This window comes from Pleomorphochaeta caudata (genome assembly GCF_055395745.1).
The window spans coordinates 2,218,049-2,235,010 of record NZ_AP042458.1; the positions used below are offsets into that span (position 1 = coordinate 2,218,049).

Here is a 16,962-nt window from a genome sequence, read left to right on the forward strand (position 1 = left end):
ATTTTTTTCATAATTATAATTAATCTATTAACATGATTGATTTAAAATTAATAAAACACGATACACTTTCTGCAGCATTATCTCAGCTTAAGGAGATAACTGTACTTTTAAGAAGCGATAATGGATGTCCATGGGATAGAAAGCAAACAAACAAAGATTTTGCTGTTTATTTAATAGATGAGACTTATGAATACATTGATGCAATTAATAATAATGATTTAAGTAATGTTTCTGAAGAACTTGGGGATATGTTAACAAATTTGATTATGTTATTAACAATTCATCAAGAATACAATGATATTAGTCTTATAGATAGCATTAATGAAGTTTGCCAGAAATTAGTAAGACGCCATCCTCATGTATTTAACTCAGAATTTTCTCAACAAGATATTGATAGCGATCAAGTTATTACAATCTGGAATGATATAAAAAAGAATGTTGAAAAAAGATATGATGATGCTGAAGATTTCTTTAAAAAGATTCCAAAATCTTTACCTCAATTAGAGTATTCTTATGAATGCATGAAGAAAGTAAGTAAAGTTGGCTTCGATTGGGATTCAAAACAAGGTGTTATAGATAAAATTCATGAAGAATTAGCCGAAGTAATTGAGGCTGATGAATTAAAAGATAAAGATGCTCTTGAAGAAGAAATGGGAGATCTTTTATTGGCAGTAATAAACTATTCAAGATATTTAAAGATTAAGCCTGAAATAGCACTAAGAAGATCTACAAATAAATTCAAGAATAGATTCAATAAAGTTAAAACAATCTGTGATGAAAAAGAAATCCCAATAGATCCAAAGAATGTTGATCAATTGAATCATGTTTGGGATTTAGTAAAAAAAGAAGAAAAGTAGGTTTTTAATAAGCCGGGTTCTGTATAATGATAATCATCTATCTACGACTTATATTACTATAAATCTTTAGCATCCTACCCGTGAGAATAAAGCGGACCACTAACTCACTGCTTGGACTTGCTCCTAACGAGGCTTGCCGTGCCTTAACTGTTGCCAGTTAAGCGGTGAGCCCTTACCTCACCTTTTCACCCTTACCTTTTTCAAGGCGGTTTATTTTCTGTTGCGCTTTCTATAGCATTACTGCTCCCGGGTGTTACCCGGCGTTATGTCCTATGGAGCCCGGACTTTCCTCATACAGAAAAGACTGTACGCGATTATCTAAAAAACCTACTTCAATATTTAAATTAAATATTATCTAAGTCAAATTCTTCTTCATCAGCGAATGAAGTTAATGAACCTTCTTCGATTTCCATTGAATCAATATCACTGACAAATTCAGATTCTTCGTAATATAAAACACGAGAACAATATGGACAGAACTCAATGTTTTCTAATGATCTAACATCATTAACGAATTGTACAGGCAATAGCATGTGACAACCTTCACAGACATTATCATGAACTGGAACAATACCTGAACCTTCTTTGTTTTTAACAATACTTGAGAATTTTTTGAATAAATCAGGAGAAATTTCATATTCCTCAACAATTCTATTACATTCTTCTTCTAAAGTAGTTTTTTCTTTCATTTTTTCAACAAGAATTTCATCATATTTTGTTTCTTCAGTTTTAACTTCTTCTTCAATTTCTTCAAGAACAATTCTTTTTTGTTCTAATTCTTCTTGTAATTGAGTCAAAGATTTTTCTTTAGCATGTAATTGTTTTAATAAGTTTTGTTCTAAAATATGTGAATCACTTATTTGTTTCTCTAATGCTTCAAATTCTCTTTGTGTAGAAATCACTTCCATCTGTTTTTGATTGTTTTCATGAGCAATAACTGCATTATCATATTCAAAACGTAGAGTTTTACACTCTTTTTCTATAGTTTGAACTGTTGAATCTAATTCTTCAAAATCACTTCTAATTTTTTCAAGTTGAGCTTTTTTAAGTTTTAATTCATGAGGTAGTTGTTTTATAGCTTCCTCTACATTGAATTTTGCTTTTAAGCTTTCTTGAAGTTTTTCTAGCTTTGTGAATACTTCTTTTTGCATCACTTTCTCCTGAAAATCTAATCTTAACTCATCTCTGAGTTTGTATATATATGCCATTTTTTATTAAATCACACAGGCATAAAATTTACCATAAATAATATTTATTATCAAGAATATTTATTCTTAATAATAAATAAATTAATTTAACCAATACGGATTAAGTATTAATAAAGTCTTTTAATTGTTTTGCTCTCTTTGGATGACGTAATCTTCTTAGAGCTTTTGCTTCAATTTGTCTAATTCTTTCTCTAGTAACACCAAAATATAATCCAACTTCTTCAAGTGTTAGGGAATAACCACCATCAATACCAAAACGCATCTTTAATACTTCTTGTTCTCTTGGAGGTAAAGTATGCAATACATCTAACAATTGTTCTTGTAATAAACGATATGCCGTTTGAGTTGCAGGATTTTCAACATCCTTATCTTCAATAAAATCAGATAATAATGAATCTTCTTCTTCACCAACTGGAGTTTCTAAAGAAATAGGCTCTCTAGCTACATTTTTAACTGTTTTTACTTTCTTTTCATCCCAACCAAGTCTATCAGCAATTTCTTCATCAGAAGGATCTCTTCCTAATGATTGCATAAGTAGTCTTGATTCGCGAACAACTTTGTTTATCTGTTCAATCATGTGAACTGGAACACGAATTGTTCTAGCTTGGTCACTGATCGATCTTGTTATAGCTTGTCTAATCCACCAAGTTGCATAAGTACTAAATTTATAACCTTTTCGATATTCAAATTTTTCAACAGCTTTTATTAAACCGATATTACCTTCTTGAACTAAGTCAAAGAAATGTAAACCTCTGTTTGTATACTTTTTAGCAATAGAAACTACCAAACGAAGATTTGCTTTAATTAATCTATCTTTTGCGGTTTTCATCATTTTCCTACCGCGTTTAATAGTTACTGCTTCTTCAAGAATCTCATTTCTAGGAGCTTCAAAAGCTAATTCAATATCTTTTAAAGTTTTTTCTGTTTGTTGATAAGTAGAAATTAACTCTTTAATTTCATTTGCACTCATATTTAAATCAGCTTCAATTATGCTACTTTTACTTCTAGTTGCTAAGTCTCTACCTAATTGGCGTAATTCTTTAGTAGAAGTAATATTTAATTTGTTTTGCAAAATCTGCATCAAATCCATTAATTCAATGATTGTTAATTCAGCATTAATGTATCTTTCAGTAATTGCAGTCAATTCTTCAGGTTGTAATTCTACTTCATCTAATACAGCGAAAAGTTTTTCTCTTTTTTTGATAAATTTGTTATCGTTTAAGAAATCTAAACTTTTTGATATTAAATCATCTTTTAAGTTTTGATATTCTTTAATAGCAGCTTTATGTGGATTTAATTGTTCACGATAGTATTGATTGTATCTCTTTTGTTCAGCATAAAGTTCTTTTAATTCTTTTTGAGAGAATTCCATTTCTGTTTCATCAATCTTAGCTTCAATTTTATTAATAATATCTGTAAAGAAAGTAATTAATATACCATTATCCTTAATAACCTCAAGAATAATTGCATTACCCTCTTCCATTTTTTTAGATAAAACAACTTCATCTTCAGCGGTTAAAAGTTTTTCTTTACCAATTTCTCTTAAATATAAGCGAATAGGATCATCAACATCACCTTTTGAATTTGATAAAACAGTTGTTTTTTTATCTTCTTTATGTGAATTTTGTCTGCTACTAATAGAATTTATATCTATAACTTTTTCAGAAGAACCAACAGTATCATCAGAATCGAATGAATCATATGATAAATCAGAGTCTATCAATGATTCATCATCATCGTCATCGTCGTCATCATCATCGTCTTCATCATCGTCTTTATCATCGTCGTCATCATCATCATCTGAAGTTATAATGACTTTATCACTATCTAAATCGACTATATCTATATCAACATCTTCGTCCTCATCGTCGTCGACATCATCTTTAACAAATGCATCATCATCTGGGTCTTCTTCAACTTCATTAAAAGCAGACTCATCAGGTTCTTCTTCAATTTCTGTTAATATTTCTTCTAATATTTCTCTTTTTTCAATAGAAAGTTCAGAGTTAACATCTTTTTCCTCTTCTTCACTATTTATTGTATCATCAATTGAATCTTCAGCTGCAATATCACTATTGTCATCAGCTTTTTTGAAAAACAATCCAAAATCTAAAAGAAGGTTTTTATCCAGCATTCTTTTTATATTCCTTATTCTTTGGTCTATGGGATTAACTTTTCCCTTAATTCAGCAATATCTTGATCTAATAATATCTGATCTTTTAATAGAGCTTTTATACTTTCAATATCGTTCGATGATTGTGCAATCTCTAAAATTTCTTCATACCTTTTCTTTTCAGCTTCTAAGGTTCTTAGCCTAATTCGATTAATTCCTTCTTCTATTTGATTTTTGCAATATTGTTCTTTAAATTCTTCCATGTAGTAGGAAGAAGAAACATCTGCCTTAATTTGGGGATCATCGATTAGCTGTAAGAAATAATCATTTCCACAATCTTCATCATTAAGTCTAAAATAATCTTCTAAAATATTAAATAAAGTGATTGCCTCCTCATCTCTAAGTTCATTTACCGATATATTTTTTCGAAAATATTTATAATTTATACGGTTATTTACAATAACTAACATTATAAACAAATCTAAATTAAACCTATTTTTGGTCAAAGGATAAATATCTAATTTATTCATACGTTTTTCACCATATGTTTTTTGGTTAGCATTTTCTCTTTTATACTGAGATATTACACTTTTTTGTTGAACTTGTAGTAGCTCAGATAACCTTTGCAAAAGAGAGTCTTTTTCTATTTCTGAATCTGTAGCATCAATATATGGTTTAACATATTTATAAATTTCATCTTTACCTTTTGAATTCTTTATATCATATAATTTTATAGCATTATTTACAAGATACATAAACCCATCTGTATAGTTTGTTAGGGCTTTTTTTAACTCTTCTTCACCTTTTTGTTCTAGTAATTCTGCTGGATCGTTATATTTTTCAAAATTTATGACAAAATTTGATATTCCTTGTGCTTGTAAAATTGATAAAGTTTTAACTGTAGCTTTTATTCCAGCTTCATCATTATCAAATAATATATAGGCTTCAGTAACATATCTAGAAAGGAGTCTAGCCTGTTCTGGAGTAAATGCTGTACCTAATGAGGCCACAGCAAAATCAATATTTGCTTGATGTAATGCTATTACATCAAAATTCCCTTCACAAATTACAACTTTCTTTTTCTCTTTTAAAGCATCTAATGATTCATAAATTCCAAATAAGTTATTTTTCTTAGAATAAATAATCGTTTCAGGAGAATTTCTATATTTAGCTTTTGACATACCACTTAAATCTCTAGCAGAAAAAGCTACTGTTTTACCATCCCAAGTTCTAACTGGAAATATTAATCTACCATCGAAGAAAGAATCTCTTGAATCATTATAAAACAAACCAGATGAATTAAGAAAATCATCTTGATAATTACTACCGCTCTTAATTCTAGAATATAAGAATTCTTTAGTTGTTGGTAAATAGCCTAATGAAAATTTTTCAACCATTTTATTGTTAATATTTCTATTTTTTAAATAAGATTTAGCAATATTACCAATATCAGATTTTAAAACATTTTGCATAAAAACTCTGCTTCTATCATAAAGGAGATATAATTCTGAACGTTTCTTATAATTTGTATTGTTTGCACCTTTTGTATCAAAATCAAGAGTTTCACCAATTTCATCGGCAACTTTTATAACAGACTCATACCAACTTAAATGGTCATAAAGAGAAACAAATTTAAAGACATCCCCACTTACTCCACAACCAAAACAATGAAAATATTGTTTATCATCATGGATATAAAAACTTGGTGTTTTTTCTTCATGGAAAGGGCAACAACAAACATAATCACTACCACGCTTATGTTTTACATCAGCATATCGTGAAATATATTGAGACAATGAAATTTTATTTTTTATTTTTTCTATTGTTTGTTGTGATATTCTTGGCACTCTAACCCCTATTGAACTATTTTTGCAATAAAATTATCCATAAGATCTAAATTATCTTTTATTTGTTTTTCTTTTATTTTTTTTCCTTTATTAATTCCTGGACAGCTTTTAGATTCCTCATTCCAGGTTTCTTGTGAATTCATTATACTGGGCCAAAAAGGATAGGTTCTGCATTGTAGTGGACGATTTTCATAGCAGCTACAACCTTTTTCAGTTAAAAAAATACAGTCATAGTTTTCTTTTTCTAATAAACTAATTCTATAACCAAAACCAATTGATACTTTTCTACAATAAGTTTTAATAAATGTTTCTTCATCCATAGAAAAATGATTACAAAGGTTTTTTAAATCTTCATCACTTAAAAAAACAAATCCAGGTTCACAACTACAACAATAATTACAACCTTGACATTCAAATTGTAACCCTTTTTTATAAAATTTGCCCATAAAACCTCTCAGATTAAAGCAAATAGGTCTTCTCATACGAGAAGACCTACACATAATGGGGAGAGAAGGATTCGAACCTTCGAAGGCGGAGCCAACAGATTTACAGTCTGCCCCCTTTGACCGCTCGGGAACCTCCCCTTTGTCAAATAGACATGTAGGAATATAAATAATATTGATAAAATAGTCAACCAATTTATGAAAATTCAATAAAATATTATTTTCTAAACAAATCAATATATAATAATAATCCTATTTTTTATCAATTAGCTTCAATTATAGCATGATTTATTAATATATAAAGTAATTTATTTATTTATTTTTCGCTAACAAAATTGATGTGAATTTTTAATCAGCTACAATGTTAAATGTGTAAATTGAGTTATAACTGATTGGACTATTGTCTAATATCCAGCGCATCAGTAGATCTACTAAATTTATATCTGAAATTTGATAATTTGGTAATGAATAATTAGGTAGATAAAAATTTGAATTTGTAGCTATTCTATAGTTCTTATTTGGGTTTATTGATTCAATTTTTCCATTATTATCAATTAGGTAATATTCATTGTTTATTTTTTTGATACCACAATATACTAAGCTATCTATTTGATTGTTTAAGAAATCAACTAATTGAGCACCTGATATATTATATGTAATGACTTTTTGAGATTTTGTATCAATTTGGTTATTTACATTTGGTGGTACTATATTTGTTATATCTTCCCAATATATTTTCCCCTTTTCCATAAAATATGGGGATCCTGAATACATTGATCTAATATTATCAAATTGATCTATTAAATTACTAACTGTCATAATTGAAACATCACAATCAAATTGTGAGTATATAGATTTAGCTATAATCATAGAACAGTCTTTAGGATATAAATCATCATTTATATCCGCTAAATTTACTTTGTTTAAATTAAATTTACTGACTAATACATCTTGCTGCCAATAATTAATAAATTCATCCCGATCTATTTGATTATTTAGATACTGTTCTACTGCTGAGGATAAATATTCTTTTCCTCGATTAAAAATATAAAAAGTAGCCAATTTATTTTCATTTTTATTTCCATAATTATCATTTATATATGAAGTATCATAAATTGAAGAGGATAAATTAAAAATAGGAGAATATAAGCTATTATCATCATTTACAATAATTTTATTTCCTTCAGAACCTAAAATCTTATATAAAAAATCATTAATTAATTGTTTTTTATTCTCCATAGAATTCTTGTTTACCGCGATGTAAGACTGGTTTTGTGTTAATATATAGTTCTTATCATCTAGTGGCGAATAAAATGGTAATACATAGTAATCTGTGCTATATATATCTTTAAGCTTACTTATATCATTGGTGTTTACTTCAAAAATTCCAACTTGATTATTCTCTAATTCTTTTATTGCAGTATCTAAGTCTTTCTTTGAATCTTCTGATAAATTTAAAGGAAGATTTTTAAAATTATCCATAAAATCAAATGTACTTGTAAGATCTAAGTCACCAACATTAGCAACTCCTGCTTCTAGATCATTTGCCCATTTAAACCCTTTGATTGTAAGTCCATCTGTTAATGAAAAAGCATAGCTAAAGATTTCTGATTCAACTGAAGAATTATAATTATTATTAAAGTAAATTGCTTTTTCTAAATCATCTATTTTTGAAAAACTTTTTAAAACATCAAAGCCATTATCTGGTAATTCAATATTTAATGAATCAAAATAGTTCTTATTGATTAGTAAATATTTTTTAGTATTGGTAAATGGTATTAGGTAAATATTTCCATCTTTATCCATTTTCTTTAAAGAATTAAAAAAAGAATCGGGGAAGAAAGATTTACCAGCTAAATTTGCTAAATATTGACTATTATTGTTTGATAAATATTTTGATATGATTATATCAGCATCAAATTCACCTTGTAAGAATTTTTCTAAAAAATATTTTTCATTATTAACAATATTTGTTTTTACGACTAAATTTGCTTCACTAAATTCTTGCTGTAGAAGATTAAGCCATTGTTTTGAGCCTTCATCAATATCATTATCAACAAAAATAGTAATAGTGTTTTTATTATCATTTTTAGCTTTTTTTCCAAAAGATAAATTTGGTTTATTACATGAAAAAAGCAGTAAGGGTAATAATAAAATAAATATTATCTTTATTTTATAAATATTTTGCATATTGCTTCCTTCAATTCATTTACTTCTACAGGTTTACAAAGAGTTGCATTTACATCAAATTCTGAGTTTACTTTTTCATCTTTTGCATTAGCACTCATAATAATTATTGGAATATCTTTATCTATTCTATTAGATTTTCTAATTTGTTTTATTACTTGATATCCATCAATGATTGGCATTCTAATATCTGTAAGTATAAATGAATAATATTTTGGAGGTTTTTTAAAGAAATAATCTAAGCCTATCTTACCATTCTCAGCAGAATCTACTTGTATTCCTAAGTTTTGTAATTGCTTTTCTCCAATTAATCTGTTAATTGGATGATCTTCAATAAATAAAACTTTGAATTGAGTGAAATCTAAATGAGAACATTCATCATCAATTTTTGTTATTTGATTTTTTACTCTTTCAAGATTTATTTTTACAATAAATTCAGAACCTAATCCTTTTTCGCTGATTACTTTGATTTTGCCATCCATTAATTTAATTAAATTGTCTACAATTGTTAGTCCAAGGCCAGAACCACCATATACAGAAGAAATGCTTAAGTTTTCCTGTAAGTAAGGTGTAAATATTTTCTTTAAGAATTCTTGACTCATTCCAATTCCAGTATCTTTTACAATTAAAGTTATTAAATCTGTTTTTGAATCAAATTCCTCCGTTTGAATTTTGACATTTACACTGCCTTTTTCAGGAGTGAATTTTATTGCATTAGATATTAAATTCATTAGTATTTGTGATAATCTTAGTTTATCACCTTTGTACCATAGTTCATTATCAAAATTATAACTAACATTGAAATACAAATTCTTTTCATTTGCTTTAGCTTGATTAATTAATTCAATTTTTCTTATCAATTGATTTAATGAGAAATCTTCAATGTTCAAAGAAAATTTTCCACTTTCTAATTTACTTAAATCTAAGATATCATTGATTATATCTAACATGTAATTAGCTGATGAATTAACTTTTTCAATAGAATCTTCTATTACGTTTTTATTATCAACGTTTTCTTTTGCAATTTGAGTCATTCCAACAATAGCAGATAATGGTGTTCTCATATCATGACTCATTTGAGATAAGAAATCACTTCTATTTAATGCTTCTTTTTCTCTAATTTCACTTTCAAACTTTGTTCTATTTCTTTGTGTAATAATATCGTAAAGAATTACTACAAAGATTATTATTAATAAAAGCAAGAAGAATAATGTAATATATGCCATTTGGATTGTTCTAGATACATCAGTAATTAACTGATTAGAAACTATCGATACTGGGATTAAACTTATAATAAATTCTTTTCCTTCATTAAAGCTTTCATATTGAATTAACCATCTATCATCTAGTTGAAAATAATAATAATTACTTTGACCTAAATAAAAGTCTTTTTCTATGTTTGTAATGGTATTATCATCAACATTTAATTCTCTAAGAGATGCAAATAAATTATATCCCATTATTTCGTATTTATCTTTTTGTGGGCTTATTAAAAGCCTTCCTAAACTATCGCAAACAAAAGACATGCCAAATCCATCAAATAATGGTAATGTCATTCTCTCTCTGTATAATTCTTCAGTAGTAGCAAACATTATAGCTACTATATTTTCATTTTCTATTTTAAATGGTTTTATTGGTTGTGCCGTAATCAAGTAATTTTGACCAGTAGAAGATCTCTCAAAACTTGAAATATTGTTTTTATCTATAATTAGTGATGATAATAATTCATTGTTTTGTAAATCAAAAATTGATCCATCTACATTATAGCAAATACCGTTTTCAGAAACTAAAATTAATTGAAATTGATTTTTTGTATTTAATTTAGCATAGTTTAGTTTTGCATCAACAAAGGAATTTGGTTTATCATTTTCTAATAAAACTGAAAGAAAATGCAAATTAGAAGAAATGTCGTCACGAATTTCATTAGATCTACTAACTAATTGACGTTCAATTTCTCCAATATATTGTACTCTTTCTTCATCAATACTTTTTTCTAAATTTCTATATGAATTATAAAATGTAAAAAAACCAAATAAAATGATTAGTACTATTGCTATAATTAATGGAATACTTTTTTTATTCATGACAAACTCTTCTGAAAAAAAATAATATCATTATTGAGACAATATCTCAACAAAATTAAAAAAAATGAAGAAAAAAAACTATAATTAATTATATTTATTTATAAAATACTTTTGAAAAGCAATAAAATTAAGAAAAAATAATTATTTTTTCATTTTCTATTGACAGCTTAGCTCATCTTTTGTATATTCCCAATTGTTCGCCACCTTAGCTCAGCTGGCCAGAGCACGTGATTTGTAATCTCGGGGTCGTCAGTTCGAATCTGACAGGTGGCTCAACATTAATATTTTATTTTGCCACCTTAGCTCAGCTGGCCAGAGCACGTGATTTGTAATCTCGGGGTCGTCAGTTCGAATCTGACAGGTGGCTTTTTTTTTTTTGATAATTTTTATAATTATCATTTTTTTTGCTCAAAAAAAACACAAATAAGGTATTTTCCTATTTGTGCTTAATTAAGTCAATTAATAATTTATTTTTCTAATGCATATTCTTTTCTAAGTTTAGTTGCTCTGTTTAAATATACATGTCTTAATTCTTTTTTATCTTTATAACAAAGAATCATTACTCTTATAACCTTTTCTAACATATTATCGACTGTAGGCTCTTGTGAACAAAATAAAGCAACATCACTAGCATAACCAGCTTTTCTTAAAGCAGCAGCAGGATTTTTGCTCTTTAGATCTTCAGTCATTGTGAAATGTATATTAATTAAATCTTCTTCATTTAGATTATTTAACTTCATTAAGTTTTCAAATAATTCTTTAACCGCATAATCTATTGCTTCACTGCTATCAACTTCTACTGTTGTAGCTCCTCTAAGTGCACTTATGTTTTGCATTTTTCATACCTCATGATTTTTATATGATTATTGATTTACCAGCAATATTTAATATTAATGAATATATAATATCCAATAATAAAATTAAAATTATTCTAACAAAACTTAATATAAATATTCTAGTAGGAAAGATTTTATCCTGGAAAAAAATTGCAATGGAATAAACTATACTCCAAATTCCAAAAACTAAAGAAAATAATAAAAAGGTTGATAAAAATCTTGATAAAAAAAACATATATTGATTGTTAATATCATAAGAAAGAGCCAAAACATAATAAAAGAATATTCCGACACTTAACCATATCATATACCAATGTACTCTATTTCCTAGTTCAAGAACTCTGCGTGATTCTAACATTTATACCTCTTCTCTTGGCATTAAGAATGATACAAATACGCTACCTTTTAAGCACTCAACATTTAATTCACCACTAATTGCTTGATTAGAGAGAGAAAAATGATTTGCACTAATCATAAAATTATTTAGGGGCCATTTTAATTCTTTACAATTAACTATAGATTTTGAGTCTATAATAGCATTATAAATGCTAACTGTTTCATTAATGCTTGTATTAAAATGTTTTTTATCTTTGACTAAATATAAAGCATCTTTTCTAGTAAGCCAACAAATTGGTGGTCCATAGTTTTTGAATATTCCCCAAATACCAAGTAGATGGTCCATTCTTCCTTCACCACCACCAAGTAATATATACTCATCACAGCCTTGATCTTTAGCATACGCTATTGCTAATTCAGTATCAGAAAAGTCTTTATCTTTATCATATCTTTGATAGTTAATATTATTTAATAATTCTACTTTATTTAAAGAGTCAAAGTCTCCAATTGCTATATCACAATCTAAGCCTAAAATTTCGACAACCTCTAGCCCACCATCAGCGGCTATAATCAAATCAGAATCTTTAGCAAAATTAGATGGAATCGATAATGGGGCATTCCCATTAGTTACTACAATTGCTCTCATAATTAACCCTTTATAATTTATCTATTTATATAATAAATGATTTTTTGCTATTTTAAAACTGTAATATCAAAATTTTTGTTTTTTTAAAGCTTTTTATTACTTTTTTAATATAATTTATATATATAACGTTTTATTAGTAAATAATTTAAATATCTATTAATTTTTATAAAATTATTTTAAGTATAAACAAAAAAAATAATTATTAAAGTAAAAATAATGGTTGTCAAATCAGATTATGTACTGTACTATAAATTCAGAAAAATTATAAAGAGAGGATAATTTTATGTCATCAGCTATAAATCGTTTAAGTGCACTTGCTCTTAATCCAGCAGATATTATGATTCCTAAAAAGGGAATAGATTTAGAAAAATGGGCTGTTGTTGCTTGTGATCAATATACTTCAGATAGAGATTATTGGAAAAGAGTTGAAAATTTTGTAGAGTCTAGTCCTAGTACATTAAATTTAATTTTCCCTGAAGTTTATTTAGAAGATGGAAAAGAAGAAGAAACTATAAAAAGTATTAATTCAACTATGGAAGAATATGTTGAAAGAGGTATTTTTGATACCTTTAATCAATGTTTTTTCTTAGTAAAGCGTTCTGTTGGTAATACTCATCGTTGGGGATTAATGGGTGCTTTAGATTTAGAAAAATATGATTTTAGTCCTGATTCTGTTTCTTTAATAAGAGCAACAGAAGGTACTATTTTATCAAGAATACCACCAAGAAAAAAGATTAGAAAAAATGCTCCATTAGAATTACCCCATATTATGGTTTTAATTAATGATGAAAAGAGAACCTTAATTGAACCTTTTACAAAAAAATTAGATTCTTTAACAAAAGTTTATGAAACTCCATTGATGGAAAACGGTGGTAAACTTGAAGGTTATTTAATTAATGATGAAAAAGCTTTTGATCAAATGGCAAATGCTTTAGAAGGTTTATATAACTCACTAGATAAGGCAAATCCATTATTATTTGCTATGGGTGATGGAAACCATTCTTTGGCTACTGCAAAAAGTTGCTGGGAAGATATTAAAAAAGAATTAAGTGAAGATGAAATTAAAAATCATCCTTCAAGATTTGCTTTAGTTGAAATAGAAAATATTCATGATGAAGGTTTAGAATTTGAACCAATCCATAGAGTATTATTTAATTTAGACAAAAATAAATTTGATGATCTATTAAGTGTACATTGTAGTAGTTATGAAGTTACAAAGTGTGATTCAAGAGATGATTTAAAGAAATTAATTGAAGAAGTAGAAGGTCAAACTTTCGGTTTAGCAACAAAAGCTGATGGACTTTTATTATATAAAGTTAACACTCCAGATGGAGCTATTGCTGCAGGAACTATTCAATTAATTTTAGATGAAATTATTGAAAAAAACATTTGTTCTTTAGATTATATTCACGGTTTTAACGATACTATTGATTTAGGAACTAAAGATAATAATATTGCTCTATTAATGCCTGATGTATCTAAACATACTTTCTTTGATGCAATAATAAAAGATAAAGCCCTTCCTCGTAAAACATTCTCTATGGGTGAAGCTCATGAAAAACGTTATTACATGGAAGCAAGAGCCTTAAATAAATAAGATTTTACTCTTATATATATAATAACTTAGAAGCATTCTTAAAGTTTAAGAATGCTTCTTTATTAACATTTAATTGCTAATTTAATATTTCTTGTGGGACTTTGTATTTGCCTTGTCTAAGAATTGTGAATGGTTTCTTACTTACATCAATTAGAGTTGAAGGAGTATCTCCTTGCATATCACTATCTACTACAAATGCTGCAACTCTATCTTTATAATTAAGAATGATATCTACAATATTTGTTAAAGAGCTATATCCACTTTCATTAATGCTAGTAGAATAAATTGGATAACCTAATTCTTTTAATAAAGATTGTAAAAAAGGATCAGAAGGTACTCTAACTGCAAGAGTTCCACCCTCTTTTTTGTTTAAAACAGCAGTAAGAGGACATGGCCATAGTTTAAGAATTTCATCTGGAATATAGCATAATTCTTGAGCCTGCTCTATTGTTGCTAAAATTAAAAAAGGTTTAGTTTCTTTTCTTTTTTTAATATTTCTTAATGTATCTTCGGCTTCGCCCATTTTAGCACACAAACCATAAATTGTATCGCAAGGTAAAACTAAAACCTTGTTTTCCCTTAATAATTCTATGGTTCTATTAAATGTATTTTCTTGTTCTATATATAGGACTTCAGAATATTCATCATTCATTTTATTTATTCTCCATTTTTTTTGATATTATTAAATAACAAAGTGAAAATGCAATACCAATAAGTAATGATAATAAAAAAAATTGATAATTTTTCCAACCCGAAAATAAATTTTTTTTTGTATTTAATTTAGATGAGATTTTTAAATTTGAAGAATTCTTTATTGTTTCAGTAGAATTTGAGTCAGTATAATAAATTTTATCGCCAGTATTGACATAACCTAATTCATAAGCTAGGTCTAAAACTTGTTCATTGCTTTTTAGTTGTTCAATTTCTGTTTCTAAATCTTTAATTTCACTTTCTAACTCGGAATTTTCTTTTTTTTCTCGGTATATATTGTCTTTAATTTGTTGATATTGTATAATTCCTATGTCAGAAGCTACAACTATTAAAAGTATATATGAAACAAAAGTACTTATTGTTAATATTTGGAAAAATTTTATTGTCATGGGACATGCCATCCTATATAATATAGTTAATATTAATGATTAGTATAATAGTTGTAAAGTCTAAATGGAGGTAATAATGTCAAAACAAACAGGCTACGTTAGGAATATATTCTTCTCAATAATTGTGTCATTATTGGTTTTGTTATCATTAGGTTTTCTCTCAATTAAGTATTTAGTTCCGATTTATGACTTACAAACTCAGGATATTTATCGTTTTTTGATTTATTTATTACCTGTCTTAATTGGTTTGGCATTAATTGAAATTGGTTCAATTATTTCTTCAAAAGATAACAATGTTAAAGATAAAACTGAAGATTTATTACCTAAAAATAGTTATGATGCACCATTGTTTGATACCATAAATGATGATCCAACTGACAAATTAAATTATAGTGAATTCAATCCTATCAATGCTAATGGATATAATAAACCAGTCCAATATTCTTTAAAAGATTATTTTAATAATGATGTTTATCAAAAAATAAGCAAATATAGTAATTCAGAACTACTTAGAATATTTAATTATTATGAAGAAGATGATGATAAAATAGTATCTCCTTTTAATGAAGAAATAACAAATAATTTATTTTCTTTAACTGCAGATGAAGCTATGAAGGCTTATAATTGGATTAAAGCTGGTTGTAATGAAGCTGAAGATGAATTAGGTTTATTTAATAATCTTGATCAAGAAACAATAAATCAATTAGCTACTCTATCTCAACGAGAAGCTGAGAATGTTATTGATTGGATTAATAATAATAAAAAATATTATAACTTAGAAAATTTAAGTGAAAATAATATTTTAGCAATATCTCATTTAAATGATGAAGATATTACAAAAGCTTTAAATTGGATTAATATGGGCTGTCCTCCAGTTGCAAATCCTAATGCTAGAGTTTTTGAAAACTTAGACAAAGATACTCTAACAAGACTACAAGAATATAATAGTATTCAAGTAAATGTAGGGCTTGATTATATTGATGATGGAGCTCCTGATGTAGCAAATCCTAATTCTGTTGAATTTAATAATTTTACACCAGAAACTATTAATCGTCTTTCAGCAGTTGATGATAATACTGTTAATAAAGGGTTAGATTTATTAAATAATGACTTTGTAAATAATTTTGACTATCAAACAATTGATAGATTAAATGCTTATGATAAAGAACAAATTAATGATGGTTTAGATTTTATTGATAATGGTCAAATGGTTGCTAATGAAGATTTACCATTTGGTGAAGAGCTTAATAGTGCTATTAGAGCCTTATCTTATGATCAAGCAAAATCTGCTATAGAATATATTAAGAATCCATTAGCTGATATTAGTTCTGATTTTGGAGATTTATCAAATAACTTAGAAGATTTCTTGAATTCTGAATTAAAAGATAATTCTAAAGAAAACTTTAATTTTGATATTACCTTAGTAGTTTTTGATAGAGATAATATTTTAAATGATGATATTAAAACTAGTATTTTATCAAATTTACCATCATATACTTATGTTTATAATACTGATAACAATAATACTGCTATTATTTTCCCTTACGAAGGTAAAGAAAGTGTTAAAGCTTGTATCAATAATTTAATTAATAAAAGCGAAGCTCTTTATGATCTTTCAAATATAAGTATTGGTTATGCAAGCCAAGAGAATAGAGATATTGATGCTAAAACATTAATCAATGAAGCTTATTTAGGTTAATATATATAT

The 16,962-nt window shown here is 26.9% G+C and carries 14 protein-coding genes, 3 tRNA genes and 1 other RNA gene; 5 read left to right on the forward strand and 13 right to left on the reverse strand.

The genetic code is table 11. The features are described from left to right. The first annotated feature begins 32 nt into the window (after nucleotides 1–32). Nucleotides 33–857, forward strand: a complete 825-nt coding sequence (gene mazG, locus ACZ5RS_RS10260; RefSeq protein WP_464635095.1) for a nucleoside triphosphate pyrophosphohydrolase — start codon at nucleotides 33–35, stop codon at nucleotides 855–857. Here the strand turns inward: mazG and rnpB are convergent. From rnpB to ACZ5RS_RS10300, 8 genes are all read right to left on the reverse strand, one after another. Continuing rightward, an RNA gene (rnpB, locus tag ACZ5RS_RS10265) (RNase P RNA component class A) lies at nucleotides 850–1,188 on the reverse strand. The two genes, mazG and rnpB, sit on opposite strands and share 8 nt — an antisense overlap. 13 nt (nucleotides 1,189–1,201) lie before the next feature. Further along, nucleotides 1,202–2,008: a zinc ribbon domain-containing protein gene (locus ACZ5RS_RS10270; protein ID WP_464635097.1), complete on the reverse strand. Its 807-nt coding sequence runs from the start codon at nucleotides 2,006–2,008 to the stop codon at nucleotides 1,202–1,204. 157 nt (nucleotides 2,009–2,165) lie between these two features. Beyond that, nucleotides 2,166–4,199, reverse strand: a complete 2,034-nt coding sequence (rpoD, locus tag ACZ5RS_RS10275; RefSeq protein WP_464635099.1) for an RNA polymerase sigma factor RpoD — start codon at nucleotides 4,197–4,199, stop codon at nucleotides 2,166–2,168. 26 nt (nucleotides 4,200–4,225) lie between these two features. Beyond that, on the reverse strand, nucleotides 4,226–6,025 hold the full coding sequence (gene dnaG, locus ACZ5RS_RS10280) for a DNA primase (RefSeq protein ID WP_464635101.1): 1,800 nt from the start codon (nucleotides 6,023–6,025) through the stop codon (nucleotides 4,226–4,228). Nucleotides 6,026–6,033: 8 nt separating this feature from the next. Then, entirely contained in the window at nucleotides 6,034–6,471 is a 438-nt protein-coding gene (locus ACZ5RS_RS10285) for a YkgJ family cysteine cluster protein (protein WP_464635103.1), read from the reverse strand. Between the two features lie 56 nt (nucleotides 6,472–6,527). Beyond that, nucleotides 6,528–6,609: transfer RNA gene (locus ACZ5RS_RS10290), tRNA-Tyr, on the reverse strand. A 207-nt stretch (nucleotides 6,610–6,816) separates the two neighbouring features. Further along, on the reverse strand, nucleotides 6,817–8,658 hold the full coding sequence (locus ACZ5RS_RS10295; RefSeq protein ID WP_464635105.1) for a hypothetical protein: 1,842 nt from the start codon (nucleotides 8,656–8,658) through the stop codon (nucleotides 6,817–6,819). Then, complete coding sequence (locus ACZ5RS_RS10300) at nucleotides 8,637–10,739, reverse strand: ATP-binding protein (protein ID WP_464635107.1); 2,103 nt, start codon at nucleotides 10,737–10,739, stop codon at nucleotides 8,637–8,639. The genes ACZ5RS_RS10295 and ACZ5RS_RS10300 overlap by 22 nt, the downstream gene beginning before the upstream one ends. Nucleotides 10,740–10,938: 199 nt before the next feature. On the opposite strand from ACZ5RS_RS10300, the gene ACZ5RS_RS10305 reads away from it, so the two are divergent. Together ACZ5RS_RS10305 and ACZ5RS_RS10310 are read left to right on the forward strand one after the other, a co-directional pair. Continuing rightward, nucleotides 10,939–11,012: transfer RNA gene (locus tag ACZ5RS_RS10305), tRNA-Thr, on the forward strand. A 20-nt stretch (nucleotides 11,013–11,032) separates the two neighbouring features. Further along, nucleotides 11,033–11,106: transfer RNA gene (locus ACZ5RS_RS10310), tRNA-Thr, on the forward strand. Nucleotides 11,107–11,206: 100 nt separating this feature from the next. On the opposite strand, the gene aroH is transcribed toward ACZ5RS_RS10310, so the two are convergent. Genes aroH through ACZ5RS_RS10325 form a run of 3 tightly spaced genes read right to left on the reverse strand, consistent with a single transcriptional unit; the run spans nucleotide 11,207 to nucleotide 12,557 of the window. Continuing rightward, nucleotides 11,207–11,575 carry a chorismate mutase gene (gene aroH, locus ACZ5RS_RS10315; protein ID WP_464635109.1) on the reverse strand — a complete coding sequence of 123 codons (369 nt, stop codon included), beginning with the start codon at nucleotides 11,573–11,575 and terminating at the stop codon, nucleotides 11,207–11,209. A 19-nt stretch (nucleotides 11,576–11,594) separates the two neighbouring features. Further along, on the reverse strand, nucleotides 11,595–11,933 hold the full coding sequence (locus ACZ5RS_RS10320; protein ID WP_464635111.1) for a hypothetical protein: 339 nt from the start codon (nucleotides 11,931–11,933) through the stop codon (nucleotides 11,595–11,597). After that, the gene (locus ACZ5RS_RS10325; RefSeq protein ID WP_464635113.1) at nucleotides 11,934–12,557 is read right to left on the reverse strand and encodes a thiamine diphosphokinase; all 624 of its coding nucleotides are present in this window, start codon (nucleotides 12,555–12,557) and stop codon (nucleotides 11,934–11,936) included. Between the two features lie 283 nt (nucleotides 12,558–12,840). Between ACZ5RS_RS10325 and ACZ5RS_RS10330 the strand changes: the two genes are divergently transcribed. Then, nucleotides 12,841–14,154 carry a DUF1015 domain-containing protein gene (locus ACZ5RS_RS10330; protein ID WP_464635115.1) on the forward strand — a complete coding sequence of 438 codons (1,314 nt, stop codon included), beginning with the start codon at nucleotides 12,841–12,843 and terminating at the stop codon, nucleotides 14,152–14,154. Between the two features lie 76 nt (nucleotides 14,155–14,230). Here the strand turns inward: ACZ5RS_RS10330 and ACZ5RS_RS10335 are convergent, their stop codons facing one another. Together ACZ5RS_RS10335 and ACZ5RS_RS10340 are read right to left on the reverse strand one after the other, a co-directional pair. Further along, complete coding sequence (locus ACZ5RS_RS10335; protein ID WP_464635117.1) at nucleotides 14,231–14,806, reverse strand: L-threonylcarbamoyladenylate synthase; 576 nt, start codon at nucleotides 14,804–14,806, stop codon at nucleotides 14,231–14,233. 1 nt (nucleotide 14,807) lies between these two features. Next, nucleotides 14,808–15,254: an FtsB family cell division protein gene (locus ACZ5RS_RS10340; protein ID WP_464635119.1), complete on the reverse strand. Its 447-nt coding sequence runs from the start codon at nucleotides 15,252–15,254 to the stop codon at nucleotides 14,808–14,810. Between the two features lie 76 nt (nucleotides 15,255–15,330). Here ACZ5RS_RS10340 and ACZ5RS_RS10345 point away from each other — a divergent pair, with 76 nt between their 5' ends. Continuing rightward, nucleotides 15,331–16,953, forward strand: a complete 1,623-nt coding sequence (locus tag ACZ5RS_RS10345; RefSeq protein ID WP_464635121.1) for a hypothetical protein — start codon at nucleotides 15,331–15,333, stop codon at nucleotides 16,951–16,953. Nucleotides 16,954–16,962: the final 9 nt, after the last annotated feature.